We start from the raw sequence: 18,250 nt of genomic DNA, 5'->3' as shown, positions 1-18,250 counted from the left end.
TCAGTCCACGAAAGCAAAGGCGTCGACGTCAAAGAGGCCGCGGTCGGTCATCTTGAGATGGGGGATGACGGGGAGGGCGAGGAAGGAGACCTGCAGGAACGGCTCGGGCAGGACGCAGCCAATGGCGCGGGCCGCATCGCGCAGCTCATGGAGCGTAGCCGCAACGGTTTCGAAGGGCTCAAGGCTCATGAGGCCGGCAATGGGCAGCGCCAGTTCGGCGGTGATCGCGCCGTTATCGGCCACGGCAAAGCCGCCGCGCAGCTCGATCAGGCGGTTGACGGCCAGCGTCATGTCTTCGTTGTTGGTGCCGACTACGGTGATGTTGTGGCTGTCATGGCCGACGGAAGAGGCGATGGCGCCGCGCTTGAGGCCGAAGCCGGTCACAAAGCCACGGCCGATATTGCCGTTGCGGCCATGGCGCTCGACCACGGCGACCTTGATCACATCGGCTGCGAGATCGGGCTGGAGCCCTTCGTCGGTGGAGGCGAGAGTCGCGGTTTCGCGGAAGGTGAGGATGAGGCCCGGCTTGACCCCGATCACCGGCGTCTGGTTGCGCGCGGGATTGGCTGGGGTGTTGAAGGTGGCGGGGGTTACCGGCTGGAGCTTGACCGAGTTGAGGCCCACTGGATCGGTGGCGCTGCTGCCGGCAAAGCGGTCTGGTGTGACCAGGCGGCCGCCGGCGATCACATCGGAAACGCGACACTCCTCGAGGTTATCAAGGAGCGCGATATCGGCGCGCCAGCCCGAGGCGAGCAGGCCGCGATCGCGCAGGTTGAAGATGCGGGCGGCCGAATGGGAGGCGGCGCGATAGACGTGATGGAGCGGGCAGCCGCGGGCGATGAGGCGGCGGATGGAGCTGTCGAGATGGCCTTCCTCGGCGATATCGAGCGGGTTGCGGTCATCCGTGCAGAGGGCAACAAAACTCGAAGTGTCGGCATCGAGGATTTCGGCTAGGGCTTCGAGGTCCTTGGACACCGAGCCTTCGCGGATCAGGATGGCCATGCCCTTGGCGAGCTTTTCGCGCGCTTCGGCGGCGGAAGTCGCTTCGTGGTCGGTGCGGATGGCGGCGGCGAGATAGCCGTTGAGCCCCATGCCCAGCAGCAAGGGCGCATGGCCATCGATATGGCCGCCCTGGAAGGCGGCGAGCTTGGCGAGCAGGCCAGGGTCCCCGGCCAGCACGCCCGGAAAGTTCATCATTTCGGCGAGCCCCACGACTTTGGGGTGGTCGCGGAAGGGGGCGAGATCTTCGATCTCGAGCGTAGCGCCATTGGTTTCAAAGCCGGTGGCGGGCACGCAGGAGGAGAGGTTGACGCGGATGTCCATGATCGTGCGCTCGGCACAATCGAGGAAATAGCGGATGCCCTCGGCGCCCAGGACATTGGCGATCTCGTGGGGATCACAGAGGACGGTGGTGACGCCATGGGGCAGCACGCAGCGGTCGAACTCGAAGGGGGTGACCAGCGAGGATTCGATGTGCAGATGGGTGTCGATGAAGCCGGGCACGGCAAAGCGGCCAGCGCCATCAATGGTCTGCAGTCCATCATACTGGGCCAGCGTGCCCACGATCCGGTCGTCCACGATGGCGATATCGGTGGGCGTGACGGCGCCGGTGATCACATCGAGCAGCTGGACATTTTTGATAACCAGATCGGCAGGGGCCTTGCCCTGGCCAACGAGGATCATGCGGGCGAGTTGAGACGAGCTGGTCATGGGGCCTTCCGAAAGCAATTGGGTGTGAGGGTCGGCCGGGGCGGCTCAGCGGTCAAGCCCTCGTGCGGTTGCAAGGGGGAACCGCGACGGCATGGCACACGTTTCCAATGCACACTCTGGGAGAGCTCTATGGAAACCTACGATCCGCACAAGAACACGACCGAAACTACGCAGGCCAGCCCCCGCAAGATGAACTTGCGCGTGCTGATCATGTCGCTGGTGGCCGTGATCGTGCTGTTTGCCATCGTCTACATGGTCTTTGCCGGAGCGCAGCCTAACCCAACCTGACACCAACATGGTTCGGCTCGTTAAGGTCGCCAGAAGCGATCTCACCATTATCCGCCAGCGTCGCGGCAAGGGCTTTTGCTATTTCGATAGCACCGGGGCCCTTGTTGTGGATCCCGCTATCAAGTCGCGCGTGCAGGCGTTGGGGATTCCCCCGGCCTGGAAGGATGTGCGCGTTTCGGCCAAGCCCAATGGGCATATCCAGGCGGTGGGCAAGGATGAGGCCGGGCGCGAGCAATATGTCTACCATGCCGATTGGGAATTGCGGCGCGAGGGTAAGAAGGTCAAGCGGTTGTCGCTGATGACCGCTGTGTTGCCGCGGCTGCGCAAGCAGGTGCAGCAGGATCTCTTGGCGCCTGCCGGCGGCCGGGAGCTGGCGCTCGCCATCGGCGTGGCATTGATCGACCGCACCGCCATGCGGGTGGGGCGCGAAAAATATCTCGAAGCCAATGGCACGCGCGGCGCGGGAACGCTGTTTTCGCGCGATGTGCGGGTGTCGGGCGATGATGTGGTGATCGCCTTTGATGCCAAGGGCGGCAAGCGGGCCGAATATGGCTTTACCGATGCCGGGCTGGCCCAGGCCATAGCGCGGATCAAGACCATACCGGGCAAGCGGCTGCTGGTGTTCCGCAATGCCGAGGGCGCGATCAAGCCGATCAAGACCAGCGCACTCAATGCCTATATGCGCGAGGTCACGGGGATCGAGATTTCCGCCAAGGACTTCCGCACGCTGCGGGCGAGTTCGCTGGCGGCGGAATCGCTGGCCAAGCTCGACGCGGGCAAATCGGCATCGGCGCGCAAACGGCAGATGGCGCAGGTGGCGCGCGAAGTATCAGAAGTGCTCAAGAACACGCCGGCGATCTGCCGCAAGTCCTACATCACCCCGTGCCTGTTCAAGCTGTTCGACGAGGGCAAGCTGCAGGATCTGTGGTCCTCGGCGGGGCCGGGGCGCGCGGGATTGCTGCAGCGCGAAAAGCGGCTGGCGGCCGTACTGGCCAGCGTCAGCTGATGAGAGGCTGCGCGATTGCACCGGGATAAGGGACGCGCTAGGCAAGACGATAGCATGCGTCTTGAATAGGGAAGAGCAATGACAAAAGTGCGGGCACTGGTGCTGGAGCGGCAACACGAGCTCAAGCTGCGCGAGATCGACCTGCCACTCGAGGTCGGGCCGGGCATGGTCAAGATCGCGATCCACACGGTGGGCGTGTGTGGCTCGGACGTACATTACTACACTCATGGCAAGATCGGGCCGTTCGTGGTCAACGATCCCATGGTGCTGGGCCATGAGGCGGCGGGCACCGTCGTCGAGGTGGGCGAGGGCGTCACCCATCTCAAGGTCGGCGACCGGGTCTGCATGGAGCCGGGTATTCCCGATCCCAATTCGCGGGCGTCACGGCTGGGGCTCTACAATGTCGATCCCGCGGTGAGTTTTTGGGCGACGCCGCCGGTGCATGGGGTGCTGACTTCGGAAGTCGTGCATCCCGCCAATTATACTTTCAAGCTGCCCGATAATGTGAGCTTTGCCGAAGGCGCGATGGTTGAGCCATTTGCCGTGGGCATGCAGGCGGCCACCAAGGCCGGGATCAAGCCTGGCGATACCGCAGTGGTGCTGGGCGCTGGTCCGATCGGGACCATGGTGGCAATTGCCGCCCTCGCTGGCGGTTGTGCGCGGGTGATCGTTGCCGATCTGGCGCAGCCCAAGCTCGATATCGCCGCCAAGTACCAGGGCGTCATTCCGGTCAATATCCGCGAACAAAACCTCGTTGAAGAGGTGAAGCGTCTGACCGAGGGCTGGGGCGCCGATGTGGTGTTTGAATGCTCGGGCTCGCCCAAGGCGTGGGAAACCATCATGGACTTGCCGCGGCCAGCGGGCACGATCGTCGTTGTGGGCTTGCCGGTGGAGCCGGTCAAGGTGGACATCGCAGCCGCTTCCACCAAGGAAGTGCGGATCGAAAACGTGTTCCGCTATGCCCACCAGTATGACCGGGCGATTGCGCTGTTTGCTTCGGGGCGGGTGGATCTCAAACCCCTGATCTCGGAGACGTTTGCCTTCGAGGATTCGATCAAGGCGTTCGACCGGGCGGTGGAAGCGCGGCCCGACGACGTGAAGCTGCAGATCCGGGTGGCGGAGACCGCCTGATCGCAGCACCGACGGCCGGACTTGTTTCGACAAGGAGCAGGCGATGGATGTGGGCAATGAATGGGGCTGGGTGCACACCTATCTGCCCACCCACATCATCGCGGTCCGGCTGCTGATGGCCGCGGTGCTGGGCGGGATGATCGGCTTTGAGCGGCAGGTCAACACCGCCGAAGCGGGGCTGCGCACCCATATTCTTGTTGCCGTGGCGGCGGCGCTGTTCACTATCCTGACCTTCGAGATTTATCACACGATCGATGTTGGCGGCGGTGCAGGCGGCAACGGCTCGCGGGCTGATCCCATCCGTGTCATCGAGGCGGTAACTGCCGGCATCGCGTTCCTGGGGGCCGGTGCCATTTTCCGCAGCGGGAGGAGCGTGCAGGGGCTGACCACCGGGGCCGGCATGTGGCTGGCCGGTGCCGTGGGCATCGCCTGCGCGCTGGGTTATTACCCGATGGCGGTGGGCGTTGCGGTGCTCGCCGTGATCGTGCTGGCGCTGCTGCGCGCCTGGTCGCACAATGTCCTTCGGCATGTGAAGGACCCACGCGAGGCGGCGCAGGCAAGCCAAGATCTGGAGCGCTAGCTACCGGGGATCAGGACGGGCTGAACAGCGCCTGCGCCAGCTCGATGAAGCGGCGGCCGCGTTCCTCGAAATTCTTGAACTGATTATAGGACGGCGCGCCGGGCGAGAGGAGCACGGCGTCGAACTGCGCCCGGTGTTCGACGAGGGCGCGCATGGCGCTGTCGAGATCGGGTGGGGTCAACACGGTGATCTGGGGCGCGGCCCTGCGGGTGGAGTCGGCCAGGCGGGCGCCGGTGACGGGCAAGCAGGCGAGGGTGGTCACCCCCGCGCCGGCGAGGAGGCCGGCGAGTTCGCCGTAGTCCTGCTCGCGCTCATGGCCGCCCGCGATCAGGGCGATGCGGTACCCGCGATAGGCGGCGAGCGCCGCCTTGGTGGCTTCGGGCGTGGTGGAGATGGAATCGTCGACAAAGACGAGGTCGCCGATGCGATGTTCCTCGAGCCGATGGGGCAGGGGCTGGAAGGCGGCAATACCGGCGAGGATACCGTCGAGAGTGCCGCCTGCCGCCAGCGCGATCTGGGCGGCGAGCTTGGCGTTATCGAGATTGTGGGCGCCCTTGAGACGGGAGGTGCAGGCCGCGGCGGTGATGGCGGCGACAGAATCGGCAGCAAGAGCGGGCAGTAGCTGGGCGGGGGCCCGCAAGGCGGCGAGGACGCGGGGATTGGTTTGCGCCGGCGTGCCGAGAGCGATGCGGATGTCACCGGGCTGGGCGAGCAGATGGAGCTTGTCGGCGTAATAGCGCTCGACCGAGCCGTGCCAATCCACATGTTCGGGATAAAGATTGGTGAGCGCGGCGATATCGGGCGCAAAACCCATGTCGGCGGTCTGGTAGCTCGAGAGCTCGAAGATCACCGTTTGGTGGCGATCGGCGATTTCGAGCGGGGCGAGGCCGACATTGCCGGCAAGGCCGGCATCGACGCCTGATTGGGTCAGCATCAGATGGGTGAGGGTGGCGGTGGTGGACTTGCCCTTGGTGCCGGTGATGGCGATCACCTGGCGGCCGGTGCGGTAGGTCTGCGCCCAGAGATTGAGATTGGAAGTGACGGGGATGCCGGCTTGCCGGGCGAGCTCGAAGACGGGCTTGTAGAGCGAGACGCCGGGGCTTTTGACGATGAGGCCGAAGCGGCCTTCGGCAAAGGCGGCGGGCAGTTCCGCCGGGGCAATAAAGGTGGTGCCGGGCAGATCGGCGGTGCCGCTATCGGTGGTCACGAAGACGGGCAGGTCGGGGTGACGGGCGGCGAGAAAGGCGCGGGTGGAGAGCGCTTCGCGGCCAGCACCGTAGAGCAGCACGGGAGCATCAAACGGCATGGGGGGACACTGCGGCAAGAACCGGGGCGGGGATCAGGTGATCGGGACTGTCGGCCATCAGGTCGTCGAGGGCAGCAGCCAGGGCCGGAGCGCCATACTGGGCTTCGAGATCGGGCTTGAGGCGCGCGACGATCGTGTCGCCGGACCATTCCGGGCGCTCGGCCAAAGCGTATAGGCAGGCGGCAGCTTCAAGGATCTCGCCGACGCATTCCCAGGGTTTTTGGCCGGCAAGGCCGGTCAGTTCGCGGAAGGAGGCTTCGTTCTCGCTATTGTCGAGCAGGTTCTGGCCAAAGATGGAGAGAAGCCGCGCCTTGTCCATGACTGGGGCGAAGATCAGGAAGACGAAGTGGCATTTGGGGCAGTGGCCGCACCAGAGCGGGCCATCATGACCGGCCAGCTTGAAGTTCTGGTTGCAGCTGGAAAAGACCCGGTCATAGCGGGTTTCGCGAGCAAAGAGCGCCGCGATGCGCGCTTCCGAATAGGGGCGCAGAAGCGAGAAGTATTCGAGCGCGCCACCGGTGGCTTCGGCGAGGATGGTGGCAATGGTGCGCTCAAAGCCCAGCGACTTGGAATATTGGTGATTGGCCTCGCGGCCATCGAACACGACATTGCCTTCGCTGGCGGAACGCTCGTTGGACAGCACGATGCGGTTGAAGCCAAAGAGCAGCGCGCAGAGCGAGGCGATCATGGAATTGATGGCGGTGGAGGGGACGTGGCCGTTGTAAAAGCCCGGCTCCTTGCCCAGCCGGATCATTTCCTTGTCGAGGATGCGGCGAACATAGACCGGGGGCACGCCGATCTTGTCGACCGAGGTCAGGATCGGGCCCTTGGGATTGACCGCAAAAGGGGTGAAGGGGATGGCGGCGGCGGACAGGAGTTCAACGCTGACCAGCGAATCCTTCCCCCCGCCAATGGGCAGCAGGGCACGGTTGGGTAGTTCAAGCTTGCGGTCGGCTGATGTGGTCACATCATGGGGCGTCGAGACCACGAGCTTGCCGAAGCGCGACAGGTTGTTGCGCGCGTAGAACTCGCCCAAGCCGTTCTCGTAGACGTCGAGCACGAACGCGGTTTCGCTCTGGGTCAGCGCGATATTTGGCGCACAGATTTCGAGCGGGGCCTTGAGCTTGAAGTAGCTGACGCCGAGGACGATTGCGGTCAGGTCGAGCAGCTTGAGGAAGGCTGGCGAGGTGAGTGCCGCCGGCTCGGCGATGGCGGGGAATTCCAGCACTTCGATGAAGTGGCGGCCATCCAGCCCATAGCTGAAGCGGGCGGTGGCATTGGCGGCATCAAAGATCGGCCGCTCGATAAGGAACTGGGACTGCACTGCCTATCGCATCTCCGCGCCGGCCCCATGGCCGGCTTTGCCCTGATATAGTTGATTTGTGCGCGATGGGGGAGAGGCGCCTAGTAGAGGCGCATCTGCAGGCGCATGACGATGTCGTTGCCCAAACGCTGGAAGCCGAATTCGCGCATGGTGCAGGACCAGGTGTCCCCGGTCTTTTCGATGCGGAAGAGGTTGTAGCGCGCGGGATCGTCGAGCGTGCCGCCCTGAGCGGCGCTGGCAGCGGCAACGCCAACCACCGGCACTTCGCGGCCAACACCGGGAATGGTGTGGATCGAGGAGCGGTGGGTGTGGCCATGCAGGATTAGTTCGGCCCCGCATTCGGCGATGACCTGACGGAAGAGGCGATGCCCCTTGAGCCCGAAGGAGGGGTGCTGCAGTTCCTGGCAGGGCGGGTGATGGATGAGGACTGCGCGATAGTAGCCGCCTTCGCCCAGAACCTTGAGAATGCGCGCGAGGCGGCTGGCCTGCTTTTCGTCGAAGCGGCCGAGAGCCACGAAGGGGCGGGTCGGCACGGCGCTGGAGCAGGAGACCACGGCCAGTTCACCCTGGCGGCGCACGAAGGGATAGATCGCGTCGTCGACGGTCTCGCCCTTCATGTAGTCGCCCCAGATGTCCTCGGCCGCTTCCAGCGCGCCCGGAACATAGGCGTCGTGATTGCCCGGGCAAACACAGATCTTTTCCGGGCTGCCCAAGGCTTGCAGCCATTCGCCAGCCCGGGTGATTTCGGATTTCAGCGCCAGGTTGGTGAGGTCGCCCGTCACGGCGGTGAAATCGGCATTCTGGCTCTGCAGGTGAGCAACCAGGCTCGCCAGCGTGCCGCTGTTGAGCTCGCCATGGCGGCGCAGCTTCCAGTTGAGATAGCCCGTGAGCCGTTTGCCGACCAGGTCGCGGACGGCAACCTGGGGCATGGGGGACAGGTGAATGTCGGAAATGTGGGCGAGGGTGATCATTGTCGCTGTAATGCCAGAAGCACTGCCGCAAGAAAATGACGAACTCACTCAAGGCACGATTTTGTGGTCGGTAACACTCTCTGCTACGCCTAAGCCAACGGAGTGAAGCCATGCAGATGAATCGCTTTCAGCAAATTCGGGCCAAGGTATTCCTCAACGTCATGGGGCTGACCCATCGCATGACCATCGGCGCGCGCGTGATGCTGGTGGATGGCGACAAGGTGCTGTTGATTCGGCACACTTATGTGCCGGGCTGGCAGTTTCCCGGCGGCGGGGTGAAGCCAGGGGAAACGGCCGAACTGGCCGCCCAGCGCGAACTGGTCGAGGAAACCGGCTTTCGCAGCACGGGACGCCTGGAGCTGTTCGGGCTTTACCACAATACGGGCCCGGTCACGAACCGGGACCATGTGGCGTTTTTCGTCGGCCGCGAGTTCGAGCAGGCGTTCGAGTTCAAGCCCAACTACGAGATCGCCGAGGTGGGCTGGTTTGAGCGCACGCAACTGCCCGAAAAGGTTACCCCCGCGACCTCGCAGCGCGTCGACGAAGTGTTCGACGGGGCGCCACGCCGCGAGACCTGGGGCTACTGAGCCTTAGCTCAGAAAGGGCAGTTCCGGGCCGATCGGAATGATCCGCGTCGGATTAATGGTGACGTGGCTCCAGTAGTAGTGGGTGCGAATATGGTCGAGGTCGACCGTTTCCTTGACGCCGGGCACCTCGTAGAGCGCCTTGAGATAATGCGAGAGGTTGGGATAATCGGCAATGCGGCGGCGGTTGCACTTGAAGTGGCCGACATATACCGCGTCGAACCGCACCAGCGTGGTAAAGAGACGCCAATCGGCTTCGGTGATGTTCTCGCCGGTGAGGTAAGCGGTCTGGCCGAGCAGGTCCTCCACCCAGTCGAGGGCTGAAAAGAGCTTGACCACGGCTTCGTCATAGGCGGCCTGGGTCGTGGCAAAGCCGGCCTTGTAGACCCCGTTGTTGATGTCGTCATAGATGCGTGGGTTGAGCTCATCGATGCGCTCGCGCAGCTCGGCGGGATAGAAGTCCTCGGTGTTGCCGGTCAGCTCGTTGAAGGCCGAGTTGAACATGCGGATGATCTCGGCACTTTCATTGGACACGATGGTGCCGCGCTGCTTGTCCCAGAGCACCGGCACGGTGACGCGGCCGGTATAATGCGGGTCGGCCTCGGTATAGACCTGCCAGAGCATGTCCTTGCCAAAGAGGGCGTCGCCAGTGGAGCCTTCATCGGTCTTGAAGGTCCAGCCGGTTTCATCGGGCATTTTGGGGGAAACGACCGAAACCGAGATCAGGTCATCGAGCTCCTTGAGGCGCCGGAAGATCAAGGTGCGATGTGCCCAGGGGCAGGCGAGGGACACATAGAGGTGGTAGCGGCCCGCTTCGGCCTTGAAGCCGCCTTCGCCAGAGAGGCCGGGGCTGCCATCGGCGGTGATCCAGTTGCGAAAGCCCGATTGGGAGCGCTCGAACTTTCCGCCGGTCTTCTTGGTATCATACCATTGGTCGGACCATTTTCCGTCGATCAGCTGTCCCATGATGAGGCTCTTTCACGAGTTTGTTGCGCATGCGAGGTAAAGTCCCGCAAGCGTCGGGTTGTTGCAGGATTGAACGGGGAAATAGGGGAGAATGCCCGCCCGGATAAGCAGCCAAATCGGCAACAAATCGTTGTGCAAAAGAAACACGGACCGCTCGCTCTTGTTTTTGCCGGCACCCGGTACGACCTTTTTGTTTACGCAGGGCCATGGTGGTGCTAATGCGGATTTCAGGCGTGGAGGCGCCCAGGATGGTAAAGGTTTTGCTGGCAACACGACGACCCTAGAGGGTTTTTGAGCGGCGCGCTTTTTGTGGCGCCGGGTTTCTGCCTGCTGCTTCCATTTTGGATTTTGCCATGACCATTGCCGCGTCCACAGCCGTTTCGGCTGCTCCTCATGCCGGTGTGCTTTCCGTTCGCCCAGCAACTCCTGCCGATGACACCTTCATCGATGAGCTGCAGGCCATTGCCTTTGGCCCGGGCCGGTTTGCGCGGACGGCCTTTCGCATCCGCGAGCGTTTTCCGATCGACAAGAGCCTGAGCCTTGTTGCCGAAGTGGATGGCGTGCCATGCGGTTCGGTGTGGATGACCCCGATCAGCGTGGGCGGCAGCAATGGCTATCTGCTGGGCCCGCTGGCAACGCACCCCAATTTCCGGAAGCGCGGCGCCGGCAAGCTGCTGGCGCTTGAGGTCAGCAAGCGCGCCCTGGCCCGCAACGAGGGTAAATTCGTGCTGCTGGTGGGTGACCAGGATTATTATTGCCCGCTGGGGTGGGTCCCGACCGTGCCTGGTGCCATCCAGTTCCCCGGGCCGGTCGACCCCAACCGCGTGCTGCTGCTGGCCGAAGATCCGGCGCTGGCCAAGTCGCTGAGCGGCGTGATCGGCGCCTTCGGGGCCTGAGTACTGCCTGCACCCGGCTTGCAGAAGGCGCGTGCAGGGACGGGCGCTGTGTCATAGATAGGGGCGATGATTGTTCGCGCCGGTGACGCTTGATTGCAGAACTAGACCTTGATGCGCTGGCAGCACGGCTGCTGGCGCAACCTCCTGAATTGCCTGAGCGGCACCTGCTGGTGCCCGATTGGTCGCCGGCGCGCCCGTTCAATCGGCCGCCCGTGCCGGCGGCGGTGTTGATCGGGCTGATCCGGCGGCCCGAAGGGCACACGGTGCTTTATACCGAGCGCTCGCCCGACCTGCGCTCGCATTCGGGGCAGGTGGCGTTTCCCGGCGGCAAGGTTGACCCGCAAGACGCCGATGTGGCGGCAGCGGCGCTGCGCGAGGCCTTCGAGGAAGTAGGCATGGTGCGCAGCGATGCGCGGGTGCTGGGCTTCATGCCGACCTATTTCACCGGCACCAATTATCTCATTACCCCGGTGGTCGCCGCAGTGGAGCCGAGCGGCCCCTTTGTGCCCAATCCCGGGGAAGTGCATTCGGTCTTCGAGGTGCCGCTGAGCCGTGTGCTCGATCCGCAAAGCTATGGCGAGGTCAAGGTGGAGCGGGGCGGAACAGTGCACCGCACCTGGCAGATCGACCATGACGGCCACCGAATCTGGGGCATCACCGCCAATCTGACGCGGCTGTTTCGCGACCTGGTGACGGGGGCACGGCCATGACGGAGGCAGCCGAAGCGCAGCAGCGCTTGCGCGATGCCGAATGGCGGCAGCGCGCCGAAACCCAGGCAATCTTTGCGGCGCTGGATGGCGCGAGAGGGCGCACCCGCGCAGTGGGTGGGGTGGTGCGCGACACCATTTTGGGACGCAGTGACGTTGATATCGACATGGCAACCGAGTTGTTGCCAGCCGAGGTGGTACGGCGCGCGGAAGAGGCGGGGATTGCGTCTTATCCGACCGGAATTGAGCACGGTACCGTGACGCTGCGGCTGGGTGAAACGCTGGTCGAGGTCACCACGCTGCGGCGGGATGTGGAAACCGATGGGCGGCATGCGGTGGTGGCGTTTGGGTCCGGCTGGGCGGAAGATGCGGCGCGGCGCGATTTCACTCTCAATGCCCTCTATGCCTTTGCCGATGGGACGCTTTTTGACCCGCTGAGCGGATTGGACGATGCGCTCAATGGCCGGGTGCGGTTCATTGGCGATCCGGCACAACGAATCGCCGAAGACGGTTTGCGGGTTTATCGGTTCTTCCGCTTTTCGGCGCGGTTTGCCGGGCAGAGCCTAGATGCCGCAGCGCTGGCGGCCTGTGCGGCGGCGGTTGGTGCGCTCGATCATCTTTCCGCCGAGCGGGTGGGCGGGGAAATGCTGCGGATGCTGGCCTTGCCGCAGATCGCGGCGACCTTGCGGGTGATGGCCGGTATCGGGTTGCTCGAGCTTGAGGTGCCAGGCCTGGCGGCGCTGGAGCGGTATGAAGAACTGGGTGGGGTGGCGGTGAGCGGGCGGCTGGCGCTGCTGCTGGGAGAGAGCAATCCAGAACAGCTGCAGCACAGCTGGCGATTGGCCAATGAAACCGTCCGCGAAGCCGTAGAGGTGCTCGCGGCGGCAAGGCTGTTGTTGCAGCGCCAGTTGAGTGAAGCGCTTTATCGCTTTGGAGCAGGGTGCGGGGAAGGGGTGCTGGTCGCGGCGGCATTGGGTGGCTGGAGTGCCGAAGCAACCGTCGAGATGCAGCGGCGGGTCGGGGAAATCGTCGTGCCGCCCTTGCCCATTGGTGGCGCCGATCTGCTTAAGCTGGGCATGAAGCCAGGCCCGGCATTGGGCCAGGAGCTGGGGCGACTGGAAGCGTTGTGGCTGGCCAGCGATTTTGCGCTGGACCGGCAGGCGCTGCTGGCAGCCGCCCAGGTATGAGCGGAGCCGAGCGCCTGCAGCAGTCCAGATGGGTCAGGGGAAGCGCACTTCGGGCGGCATGGACGATAGAATCGAATTCACATTGCCGCCGGTCTTGAGGCCGAAGGTAGTGCCGCGGTCGTAAAGCAGGTTGAACTCGACATAGCGGCCGCGACGCACCAGCTGCTCATGGCGGTCGGCTTCGGTCCAGGCCTGTTCGAAATTGCGGCGCACCAGACGGGGGTAGATGTCGAGGAAGGCCTCGCCCACGGCTTGGGTGAAGGCGAAGTCGGCTTCCCAGTCACCGGTATTGTGGTGGTCATAGAAGATGCCGCCGACGCCACGATGTTCATTGCGGTGGGGCAGGAAGAAGTACTCGTCGCACCATTGCTTGAGTCTGGCATAGTCGACGCCCGGCCGATTTTCGCAGGCAGCGCGCATGGCGGCGTGGAAATCAACGCTGTCCGGATCGGTCTGGGTGCGCCGGCGGTCGAGCACCGGGGTGAGGTCAGCACCGCCGCCGAACCACTGCTTGCCGGTTACGATCATGCGCGTGTTCATATGCACGGCCGGAACATGAGGGCTCCAGGGGTGCACGATGAGGGAAATGCCCGAGCTCCAAAAGCTCGCGCCTTCCTCGGTGCCGGGGATCTGCTTGGCAAAATCCCCCGAGAAATTGCCGTGCACGGTCGAGATATGCACGCCAGCCTTTTCGAACACGCGGCCATGGAGCATCGACATTTCGCCGCCCCCGCCTGCCGCGCGATCCCAGGGCGAGCGCTCGAACTGACCGGCGGGCAGGTGAGCATGGCTGCCTTGATGTTTGCGCTCGATGGCCTCGAACTCGGCGCAAATGCGATCCCGCAGCTGCCGGAACCAGGTGGTGGCGCGGGTTTTCTTGGTCTCGATATCGTCTGGGATATTCATGCTTGGGATATGTACCGTCATTGCAGGCTCGTCCACCCGTCAGTTTGTCGTTTGGCTTCCCCCAGAATAAGCGCTGCCGCGACGGCGACATTGATCGAGCGCAAACCGGGCTGCATCGGAATGCGAATCTTGAGATCCGCGATTTCGGCGACCGCATCAGGTACGCCAGCGCTTTCGCGGCCCATCAGCAGAATGTCGTTCTCTTGGTAGCTCGCAGCATAGGCGGAAGTCGTGGCCTTGGTCGTAAGCAGCACCAAGCGGCGCCCGGCCGATTGCCGCCAGGCATCGAACTGGCTGAACCCGGTATGCTCCACTACGCTGGCGCGATCCACATAGTCGAGCCCCGCACGGGCCAGGTTCTTTGGTGAAAAGGGGAAGCCGGTGGGATGGATGATGTGGATGGTCGTGCCCACGCAGGCGCAGAGCCGGATCAGGGTGCCGGTGTTGTTGGCGATATCGGGTTGATAAAGGGCGAGATCGACCGGCATGAGCTTGATCGTGGCAAGGGAGCGCGCAGGCATAGTCCAATAGCTGGCGAAAGGCGCCGGGTATAGTGTCGCAGCCAGCCTCGTTCATTCCCGCGCGCTCTGGACAAGCGCCGGGGACAGTGCAAAAAGAGCGCACCTGACGGGCCGCTTGAGGGCGGACGGCGGCCGATTCTGCGTAGGTGGGAGCTGGCTGCGCTTGCCGGCCGCGTCGAAGTGTATTGTACGGGGATCGTGACCTTGGCTACGCAAGCTGAACATTCATCCACGCGACGGGATTTCCTGTTTGTGGCAACCGGGGCCGTAGGGGCTGTAGGCGCCGCTGCCGTGGCCTGGCCGCTGATCAATCAGCTGAACCCGGATGCGTCTACGTTGGCGCTGGCCAGCATCGAATTCAACCTTACCGGCATCGAAGAAGGCCAGGCGGTCACCATCATGTGGCGCGGCCTGCCGGTGTTTGTGCGTCATCGCACTCCGGCCGAGATCGAGGAAGCCCGCGCTGTGCCGCTGGCAGACCTCAAGGATCCCGAGACGGACGAGCAGCGCACCCAGGAAGGCCACGAGCAGTGGCTGATCATGATCGCGAACTGCACCCATCTCGGTTGCGTGCCGGTGGGTCAGTCCGGCGACTTCGATGGCTGGTTCTGCCCGTGCCATGGCTCGCACTACGATACGGCCGGACGTATTCGCAAAGGTCCCGCACCAAAGAACCTGGTGCTGCCGCCTTATAATTTCGTCAGCGATACGCTGGTCCAGATCGGTTAGTGGGGGCTTCGCCGATGTCAGAACATTCAACTTACCAGCCGGGTACCGGCGTAGAAAAGTGGCTCGACGAGCGGTTGCCCGTTGTCAGGTTTGCCAAAGAGCACCTGATGGACTTTCCGACGCCCAAGAATCTCAACTATTTCTGGACCTTTGGGGCCATTCTGGCGATCATGCTGGTGGTGCAAATCGTCACCGGCATCATTCTGGCGATGCACTACACCCCAAACATCGCCATGGCATTCAACTCGGTTGAGCATATCCGCCGTGACGTGAATGGCGGGCGCATCATCCAGGCCACCCACGCCGTAGGCGCCTCGATGTTCTTTGCCGCCCTCTACATCCATATGGGCCGCAACCTGTATTTCGGGTCCTACAAGGCTCCGCGCGAGATCCTGTACATCATCGGCGTGCTGATCTTCATCATGGTGATGGCAACGGCCTTCATGGGCTATGTGCTGCCATGGGGCCAGATGAGCTTCTGGGCTGCTACCGTTATCACCAATATCTTTGCCGCGATTCCGATTGTCGGTAACCCGATCCTGGAGCTGCTGCGTGGCGGCTTTGCTGTCGACAATCCGACGCTGAACCGCTTCTTCTCCTTGCATTACCTGCTGCCATTCGTGGTCGCAGCACTCGTTGCGCTCCACATCTGGGCGCTGCACGTGCCGGGCAACAACAACCCGACCGGGGTCGATGTGAAGTCGAGCCGCGATACCGTGCCTTTCCATCCGTACTACACGATGAAGGACCTGTTCGCGGTCGTGGTCTTCGCCATTCCTTTCGCGTGGTTCGTGTTCTTCATTCCCGATATCCTTGGCCACCCCGACAACTATGTCATGGCCAACAGCCAGGTGACGCCGGCGCATATCGTTCCCGAATGGTACTTCCTGCCCTTCTACGCGATCCTGCGCGCCATCGACTTCAACATCCTGTTCATCGACTCGCGTCTTGGCGGCGTCATCTTCTTTGCCGGCTCCATCGTGATCCTGCTGTTCGTGCCGTGGCTCGATCGGTCGCCGGTTCGCTCGGGCACCTTCCGCCCGCTGTTCAAGTGGTTCTACTGGCTGTTCATCATCAACTTCCTGGCTCTGGCCTATCTGGGCGCGGCGCCGGCTGAAGGCATCTATGTGGTGCTCGCCAAGATCACGACGTTCTACTACTTCTTCTACTTCCTTGTTGTGTTGCCCTTCCTGCCGATGTTCGAGAAGCCCCGGCCCTTGCCGACCAGCATCTCGGAAAGCGTACTGGGCAAGGCACTGCCGTGACGGTTGGGATCAGGTCAATGTTCAATATCAAGACACTCATCTCCGCCGCAGCAGTGTCGGCCGCTCTGATCGCAGTCCCGACTGTCGCCCAGGAAGCCGATACCCACGCCACTCCGCATATCGAGCGGCAGGACTGGAGCTTCGCCGGCATTTTCGGCACCTATGACCAGAACCAGCTGCAGCGCGGCTTCCAGGTGTTCCGGGAAGTTTGTGCCAACTGCCACAGCGCCAATCTGCTTGCTTTCCGCAATCTGGCCGAGCCCGGTGGCCCGCACTTCTCGGAAGAACAGGTCAAGGCGCTGGCGGCCGAATATGAGGTTGCCGATCCGGCAGCCGAGGGCGGCGTTCGGCCGGCCGTACCAGCAGACCGGTGGCCGGCGCCTTTTGCCTCCGATCAGGAAGCTCGCGATGCCAACGGCGGCTCCGTGCCGCCGGACTTCTCCGTTCTGGCCAAGGCACGTGGCGTCAGCGATCCGTTCCCCACCTGGATCTTCAACTACTTTACCGGTTACGCTGAAGGCGGCCCGGATTATATCCACGCGCTGCTCAACGGCTATGTCGAACCACCTGAAGGCTTCGAGCTACCGGAAGGCAAGTACTACAACGAGTACTTCCCAGGGCACGCCATCGGCATGGCACCGCCCCTGGCGGACGACCAGATCACCTATGAACCCGGTGAAGACGGCCAGACTGTTCCACAGACAGTCGAGCAGTACTCGCAGGATGTGAGTGCGTTCATGATGTGGCTGGCCGAACCTGGCCTTGTGGCGCGCAAGCAGACCGGCTTTGTGGTTCTGCTGTTCCTGTTCGTGTTCGCGGGCCTGCTGTGGTTCACCAAGAACCGCATCTGGAAGAGCGTCGAGCACTGAGTGCTCGCCGCCGAACTGCGTTGAGTTGAAGGGTCCTACGGGACCCTTTTTTCACGCCATGCCCCAGTTCGGGCCTATCCCCTTGTTATTCTCGCGCGAGACCGCATTATGGGTCTCGAATCTTCGCCGAGGAGCCGTCATGTCCGCGATCCGCATTGCCGTTACCGTGGTGAGTGCAGCCGTGGCCGCCAGCCGCCATCCCGTGGTGCGGGCGGGCATGCGGGCGGTGGCCAACAATCCCAAGGCGCGCGATGCAGCCGTGACCGTTACCCGAGGTGCCGCCTACCAGGCCGGAGTGGTGGCACGGATGATCGTTCGGCGCCGGCTGCGCTAAGCTTCCCAATATTGCGAGTGTTTCATGCCGCTTGACCTGCAATCGCTGGTTCGCACCATTCCGGACTACCCCAAGAAGGGGATCCTGTTCCGCGATATCACAACGCTGATCGAGCACCCCGAAGGGTTCAGAGAAAGCATCGAGCGTATTGCTGCGGCCCATCGCGACCTCGGCATTACCCATGTGGCGGGAATAGAGGCGCGCGGCTTTATATTCGGGGCAGGGGTGGCGATCGCGCTCGGCGTGGGTTTCGTGCCGATTCGAAAGCGCGGCAAGCTGCCGGGCCAGACCATCGGCCAGAACTATGTGCTGGAATATGGGGTCGACACGATCGAGATCCACGCCGACGTGCTGACCGACGTGCACAAGGTGCTGCTGGTGGACGACTTGATCGCCACCGGTGGGACGGCCTTGGCGGCTGTGGGGCTGCTGCGGCGCACGGGTGCCATCTGCGACCATGCGGCCTTTGCCATCGACCTGCCCGACCTTGGCGGCGCCGAAAAGCTGCGTCACGAGCAGGTCGAGATTTATTCGCTGATGGCGTTCAGCGGCCACTGACTACCAGTTATTGCGGCCATCCACCTGGGAAACGGGCAGGGAGCTCGGGTCGAAGTCGGGGATCATGCGCAAGTTGACGGTGATGATCCGGTTGGCAGGGATGGCGTCGGTCATGCCGGGCTTGAGCGTGCCGTCAAGGTTGTAGAGTGAGCCCCAGTCCGGGCAGTCGCTGTGCGTGTTGCCGCCGCACTTGGCACAGAAATGATGCAGGTTCACCCCTTCGCTGGCCGAGTAGACCTGATCGTTAGTCGCGGTGATGCGAACCTCTTCAGGGGCAAAGCTGGCCCAGACGGCGCCCACGCGATTGCACAAGGTGCAATTGCACTCATGGGCTTCGGTGGGGGCTTGCAGCATCTCGATCCGGGTGGAGCCGCAGTGGCAGGTTGCAACAAGTGTCATGGTGGTTCTCCCT

The 18,250-nt window shown here is 63.2% G+C and carries 21 protein-coding genes; 13 read left to right on the top strand and 8 right to left on the bottom strand.

All coding sequences use genetic code 11. The features are described 5' to 3' along the window. Complete coding sequence (gene ade / locus HRQ64_RS14535; RefSeq protein ID WP_172123856.1) at window positions 1-1,710, bottom strand: adenine deaminase; 1,710 nt, start codon at window positions 1,708-1,710, stop codon at window positions 1-3. Between the two features lie 129 nt (window positions 1,711-1,839). Between ade and HRQ64_RS14530 the strand changes: the two genes are divergently transcribed. The 4 genes from HRQ64_RS14530 to HRQ64_RS14515 all read left to right on the top strand — a co-directional run bounded on the left by HRQ64_RS14530 (window position 1,840) and on the right by HRQ64_RS14515 (window position 4,715). Next, entirely contained in the window at window positions 1,840-1,998 is a 159-nt protein-coding gene (locus HRQ64_RS14530) for a hypothetical protein (RefSeq protein WP_164854851.1), read from the top strand. A 7-nt stretch (window positions 1,999-2,005) separates the two neighbouring features. Further along, window positions 2,006-3,004: a DNA topoisomerase IB gene (locus HRQ64_RS14525; protein WP_172123854.1), complete on the top strand. Its 999-nt coding sequence runs from the start codon at window positions 2,006-2,008 to the stop codon at window positions 3,002-3,004. 78 nt (window positions 3,005-3,082) lie between these two features. Continuing rightward, the gene (locus tag HRQ64_RS14520; protein WP_172123852.1) at window positions 3,083-4,135 is read left to right on the top strand and encodes an NAD(P)-dependent alcohol dehydrogenase; all 1,053 of its coding nucleotides are present in this window, start codon (window positions 3,083-3,085) and stop codon (window positions 4,133-4,135) included. Between the two features lie 43 nt (window positions 4,136-4,178). Then, on the top strand, window positions 4,179-4,715 hold the full coding sequence (locus HRQ64_RS14515) for an MgtC/SapB family protein (RefSeq protein ID WP_172123850.1): 537 nt from the start codon (window positions 4,179-4,181) through the stop codon (window positions 4,713-4,715). Between the two features lie 10 nt (window positions 4,716-4,725). Here HRQ64_RS14515 and murD read toward each other — a convergent pair whose 3' ends face one another. The 3 genes from murD to HRQ64_RS14500 all read right to left on the bottom strand — a co-directional run bounded on the left by murD (window position 4,726) and on the right by HRQ64_RS14500 (window position 8,316). After that, window positions 4,726-6,021 (bottom strand): UDP-N-acetylmuramoyl-L-alanine--D-glutamate ligase, encoded by a 1,296-nt coding sequence (gene murD, locus HRQ64_RS14510; RefSeq protein WP_172123848.1) that lies wholly within the window; start codon window positions 6,019-6,021, stop codon window positions 4,726-4,728. Next, on the bottom strand, window positions 6,011-7,345 hold the full coding sequence (locus HRQ64_RS14505) for an endonuclease domain-containing protein (RefSeq protein ID WP_172123846.1): 1,335 nt from the start codon (window positions 7,343-7,345) through the stop codon (window positions 6,011-6,013). The genes murD and HRQ64_RS14505 overlap by 11 nt, the downstream gene beginning before the upstream one ends. A gap of 80 nt (window positions 7,346-7,425) precedes the next feature. Further along, a complete protein-coding gene (locus HRQ64_RS14500; RefSeq protein ID WP_172123844.1) occupies window positions 7,426-8,316 on the bottom strand; it encodes a metallophosphoesterase in 891 nt (296 codons plus the stop codon). Between the two features lie 110 nt (window positions 8,317-8,426). Here HRQ64_RS14500 and HRQ64_RS14495 point away from each other — a divergent pair, with 110 nt between their 5' ends. Next, window positions 8,427-8,903, top strand: a complete 477-nt coding sequence (locus HRQ64_RS14495; protein WP_172123842.1) for an NUDIX domain-containing protein — start codon at window positions 8,427-8,429, stop codon at window positions 8,901-8,903. Window positions 8,904-8,906: 3 nt separating this feature from the next. Here the strand turns inward: HRQ64_RS14495 and HRQ64_RS14490 are convergent, their stop codons facing one another. Continuing rightward, entirely contained in the window at window positions 8,907-9,866 is a 960-nt protein-coding gene (locus HRQ64_RS14490; RefSeq protein ID WP_172123840.1) for a glutathione S-transferase family protein, read from the bottom strand. Between the two features lie 353 nt (window positions 9,867-10,219). Here HRQ64_RS14490 and HRQ64_RS14485 point away from each other — a divergent pair, with 353 nt between their 5' ends. From HRQ64_RS14485 to HRQ64_RS14475, 3 genes are all read left to right on the top strand, one after another. Further along, the gene (locus HRQ64_RS14485; protein ID WP_127753742.1) at window positions 10,220-10,762 is read left to right on the top strand and encodes an N-acetyltransferase; all 543 of its coding nucleotides are present in this window, start codon (window positions 10,220-10,222) and stop codon (window positions 10,760-10,762) included. An 89-nt stretch (window positions 10,763-10,851) separates the two neighbouring features. Beyond that, entirely contained in the window at window positions 10,852-11,472 is a 621-nt protein-coding gene (locus HRQ64_RS14480; protein WP_172123838.1) for a CoA pyrophosphatase, read from the top strand. After that, window positions 11,469-12,656 carry a CCA tRNA nucleotidyltransferase gene (locus tag HRQ64_RS14475; protein WP_172123836.1) on the top strand — a complete coding sequence of 396 codons (1,188 nt, stop codon included), beginning with the start codon at window positions 11,469-11,471 and terminating at the stop codon, window positions 12,654-12,656. Before HRQ64_RS14480 ends, HRQ64_RS14475 begins: the two co-directional genes overlap by 4 nt. A 33-nt stretch (window positions 12,657-12,689) precedes the next feature. Here the strand turns inward: HRQ64_RS14475 and hemF are convergent, their stop codons facing one another. Continuing rightward, window positions 12,690-13,583 (bottom strand): oxygen-dependent coproporphyrinogen oxidase, encoded by an 894-nt coding sequence (gene hemF, locus HRQ64_RS14470; RefSeq protein WP_172123834.1) that lies wholly within the window; start codon window positions 13,581-13,583, stop codon window positions 12,690-12,692. Beyond that, window positions 13,580-14,083 carry a tRNA (cytidine(34)-2'-O)-methyltransferase gene (locus tag HRQ64_RS14465; RefSeq protein ID WP_248305104.1) on the bottom strand — a complete coding sequence of 168 codons (504 nt, stop codon included), beginning with the start codon at window positions 14,081-14,083 and terminating at the stop codon, window positions 13,580-13,582. The genes hemF and HRQ64_RS14465 overlap by 4 nt, the downstream gene beginning before the upstream one ends. A gap of 204 nt (window positions 14,084-14,287) precedes the next feature. Here HRQ64_RS14465 and petA point away from each other — a divergent pair, with 204 nt between their 5' ends. The 5 genes from petA (at window position 14,288) to HRQ64_RS14440 (ending at window position 17,838) form a co-directional block, all read left to right on the top strand. Then, window positions 14,288-14,812, top strand: coding sequence for a ubiquinol-cytochrome c reductase iron-sulfur subunit (petA, locus tag HRQ64_RS14460; RefSeq protein WP_127753738.1), 525 nt, complete (start codon window positions 14,288-14,290; stop codon window positions 14,810-14,812). 14 nt (window positions 14,813-14,826) lie between these two features. Beyond that, window positions 14,827-16,077, top strand: a complete 1,251-nt coding sequence (locus tag HRQ64_RS14455) for a cytochrome b/b6 (protein ID WP_127753737.1) — start codon at window positions 14,827-14,829, stop codon at window positions 16,075-16,077. A gap of 17 nt (window positions 16,078-16,094) precedes the next feature. Next, entirely contained in the window at window positions 16,095-16,946 is an 852-nt protein-coding gene (locus HRQ64_RS14450; protein ID WP_127753736.1) for a cytochrome c1, read from the top strand. Between the two features lie 139 nt (window positions 16,947-17,085). Further along, window positions 17,086-17,280 carry a hypothetical protein gene (locus tag HRQ64_RS14445; RefSeq protein WP_127753735.1) on the top strand — a complete coding sequence of 65 codons (195 nt, stop codon included), beginning with the start codon at window positions 17,086-17,088 and terminating at the stop codon, window positions 17,278-17,280. Window positions 17,281-17,304: 24 nt separating this feature from the next. Next, window positions 17,305-17,838 carry an adenine phosphoribosyltransferase gene (locus tag HRQ64_RS14440; protein WP_172123832.1) on the top strand — a complete coding sequence of 178 codons (534 nt, stop codon included), beginning with the start codon at window positions 17,305-17,307 and terminating at the stop codon, window positions 17,836-17,838. Here HRQ64_RS14440 and HRQ64_RS14435 read toward each other — a convergent pair whose 3' ends face one another. Further along, the gene (locus HRQ64_RS14435; protein WP_172123830.1) at window positions 17,839-18,237 is read right to left on the bottom strand and encodes an aldehyde-activating protein; all 399 of its coding nucleotides are present in this window, start codon (window positions 18,235-18,237) and stop codon (window positions 17,839-17,841) included. Window positions 18,238-18,250 lie beyond the last annotated feature (13 nt).

This window comes from Devosia sp. 919, from assembly GCF_013185965.1.
Classification (GTDB): domain Bacteria; phylum Pseudomonadota; class Alphaproteobacteria; order Rhizobiales; family Devosiaceae; genus Devosia.
The sequence above is the reverse complement of the archived record's forward strand: the minus strand, read 5'-3'. Positions and strand labels throughout refer to the sequence as shown.

Bases quoted from the DNA above. Each gene is read 5' to 3' on its own strand.
- ade (WP_172123856.1), bottom strand. From the start codon at position 1,710: ATGACCAGCTCGTCTCAACTCGCCCGCATGATCCTCGTTGGCCAGGGC.
- HRQ64_RS14530 (WP_164854851.1), top strand. From the start codon at position 1,840: ATGGAAACCTACGATCCGCACAAGAACACGACCGAAACTACGCAGGCC.
- HRQ64_RS14525 (WP_172123854.1), top strand. From the start codon at position 2,006: ATGGTTCGGCTCGTTAAGGTCGCCAGAAGCGATCTCACCATTATCCGC.
- HRQ64_RS14520 (WP_172123852.1), top strand. From the start codon at position 3,083: ATGACAAAAGTGCGGGCACTGGTGCTGGAGCGGCAACACGAGCTCAAG.
- HRQ64_RS14515 (WP_172123850.1), top strand. From the start codon at position 4,179: ATGGATGTGGGCAATGAATGGGGCTGGGTGCACACCTATCTGCCCACC.
- murD (WP_172123848.1), bottom strand. From the start codon at position 6,021: ATGCCGTTTGATGCTCCCGTGCTGCTCTACGGTGCTGGCCGCGAAGCG.
- HRQ64_RS14500 (WP_172123844.1), bottom strand. From the start codon at position 8,316: ATGATCACCCTCGCCCACATTTCCGACATTCACCTGTCCCCCATGCCC.
- HRQ64_RS14495 (WP_172123842.1), top strand. From the start codon at position 8,427: ATGCAGATGAATCGCTTTCAGCAAATTCGGGCCAAGGTATTCCTCAAC.
- HRQ64_RS14490 (WP_172123840.1), bottom strand. From the start codon at position 9,866: ATGGGACAGCTGATCGACGGAAAATGGTCCGACCAATGGTATGATACC.
- HRQ64_RS14485 (WP_127753742.1), top strand. From the start codon at position 10,220: ATGACCATTGCCGCGTCCACAGCCGTTTCGGCTGCTCCTCATGCCGGT.
- HRQ64_RS14475 (WP_172123836.1), top strand. From the start codon at position 11,469: ATGACGGAGGCAGCCGAAGCGCAGCAGCGCTTGCGCGATGCCGAATGG.
- hemF (WP_172123834.1), bottom strand. From the start codon at position 13,583: ATGACGGTACATATCCCAAGCATGAATATCCCAGACGATATCGAGACC.
- HRQ64_RS14465 (WP_248305104.1), bottom strand. From the start codon at position 14,083: ATGCCTGCGCGCTCCCTTGCCACGATCAAGCTCATGCCGGTCGATCTC.
- HRQ64_RS14455 (WP_127753737.1), top strand. From the start codon at position 14,827: ATGTCAGAACATTCAACTTACCAGCCGGGTACCGGCGTAGAAAAGTGG.
- HRQ64_RS14450 (WP_127753736.1), top strand. From the start codon at position 16,095: ATGTTCAATATCAAGACACTCATCTCCGCCGCAGCAGTGTCGGCCGCT.
- HRQ64_RS14445 (WP_127753735.1), top strand. From the start codon at position 17,086: ATGTCCGCGATCCGCATTGCCGTTACCGTGGTGAGTGCAGCCGTGGCC.
- HRQ64_RS14440 (WP_172123832.1), top strand. From the start codon at position 17,305: ATGCCGCTTGACCTGCAATCGCTGGTTCGCACCATTCCGGACTACCCC.
- HRQ64_RS14435 (WP_172123830.1), bottom strand. From the start codon at position 18,237: ATGACACTTGTTGCAACCTGCCACTGCGGCTCCACCCGGATCGAGATG.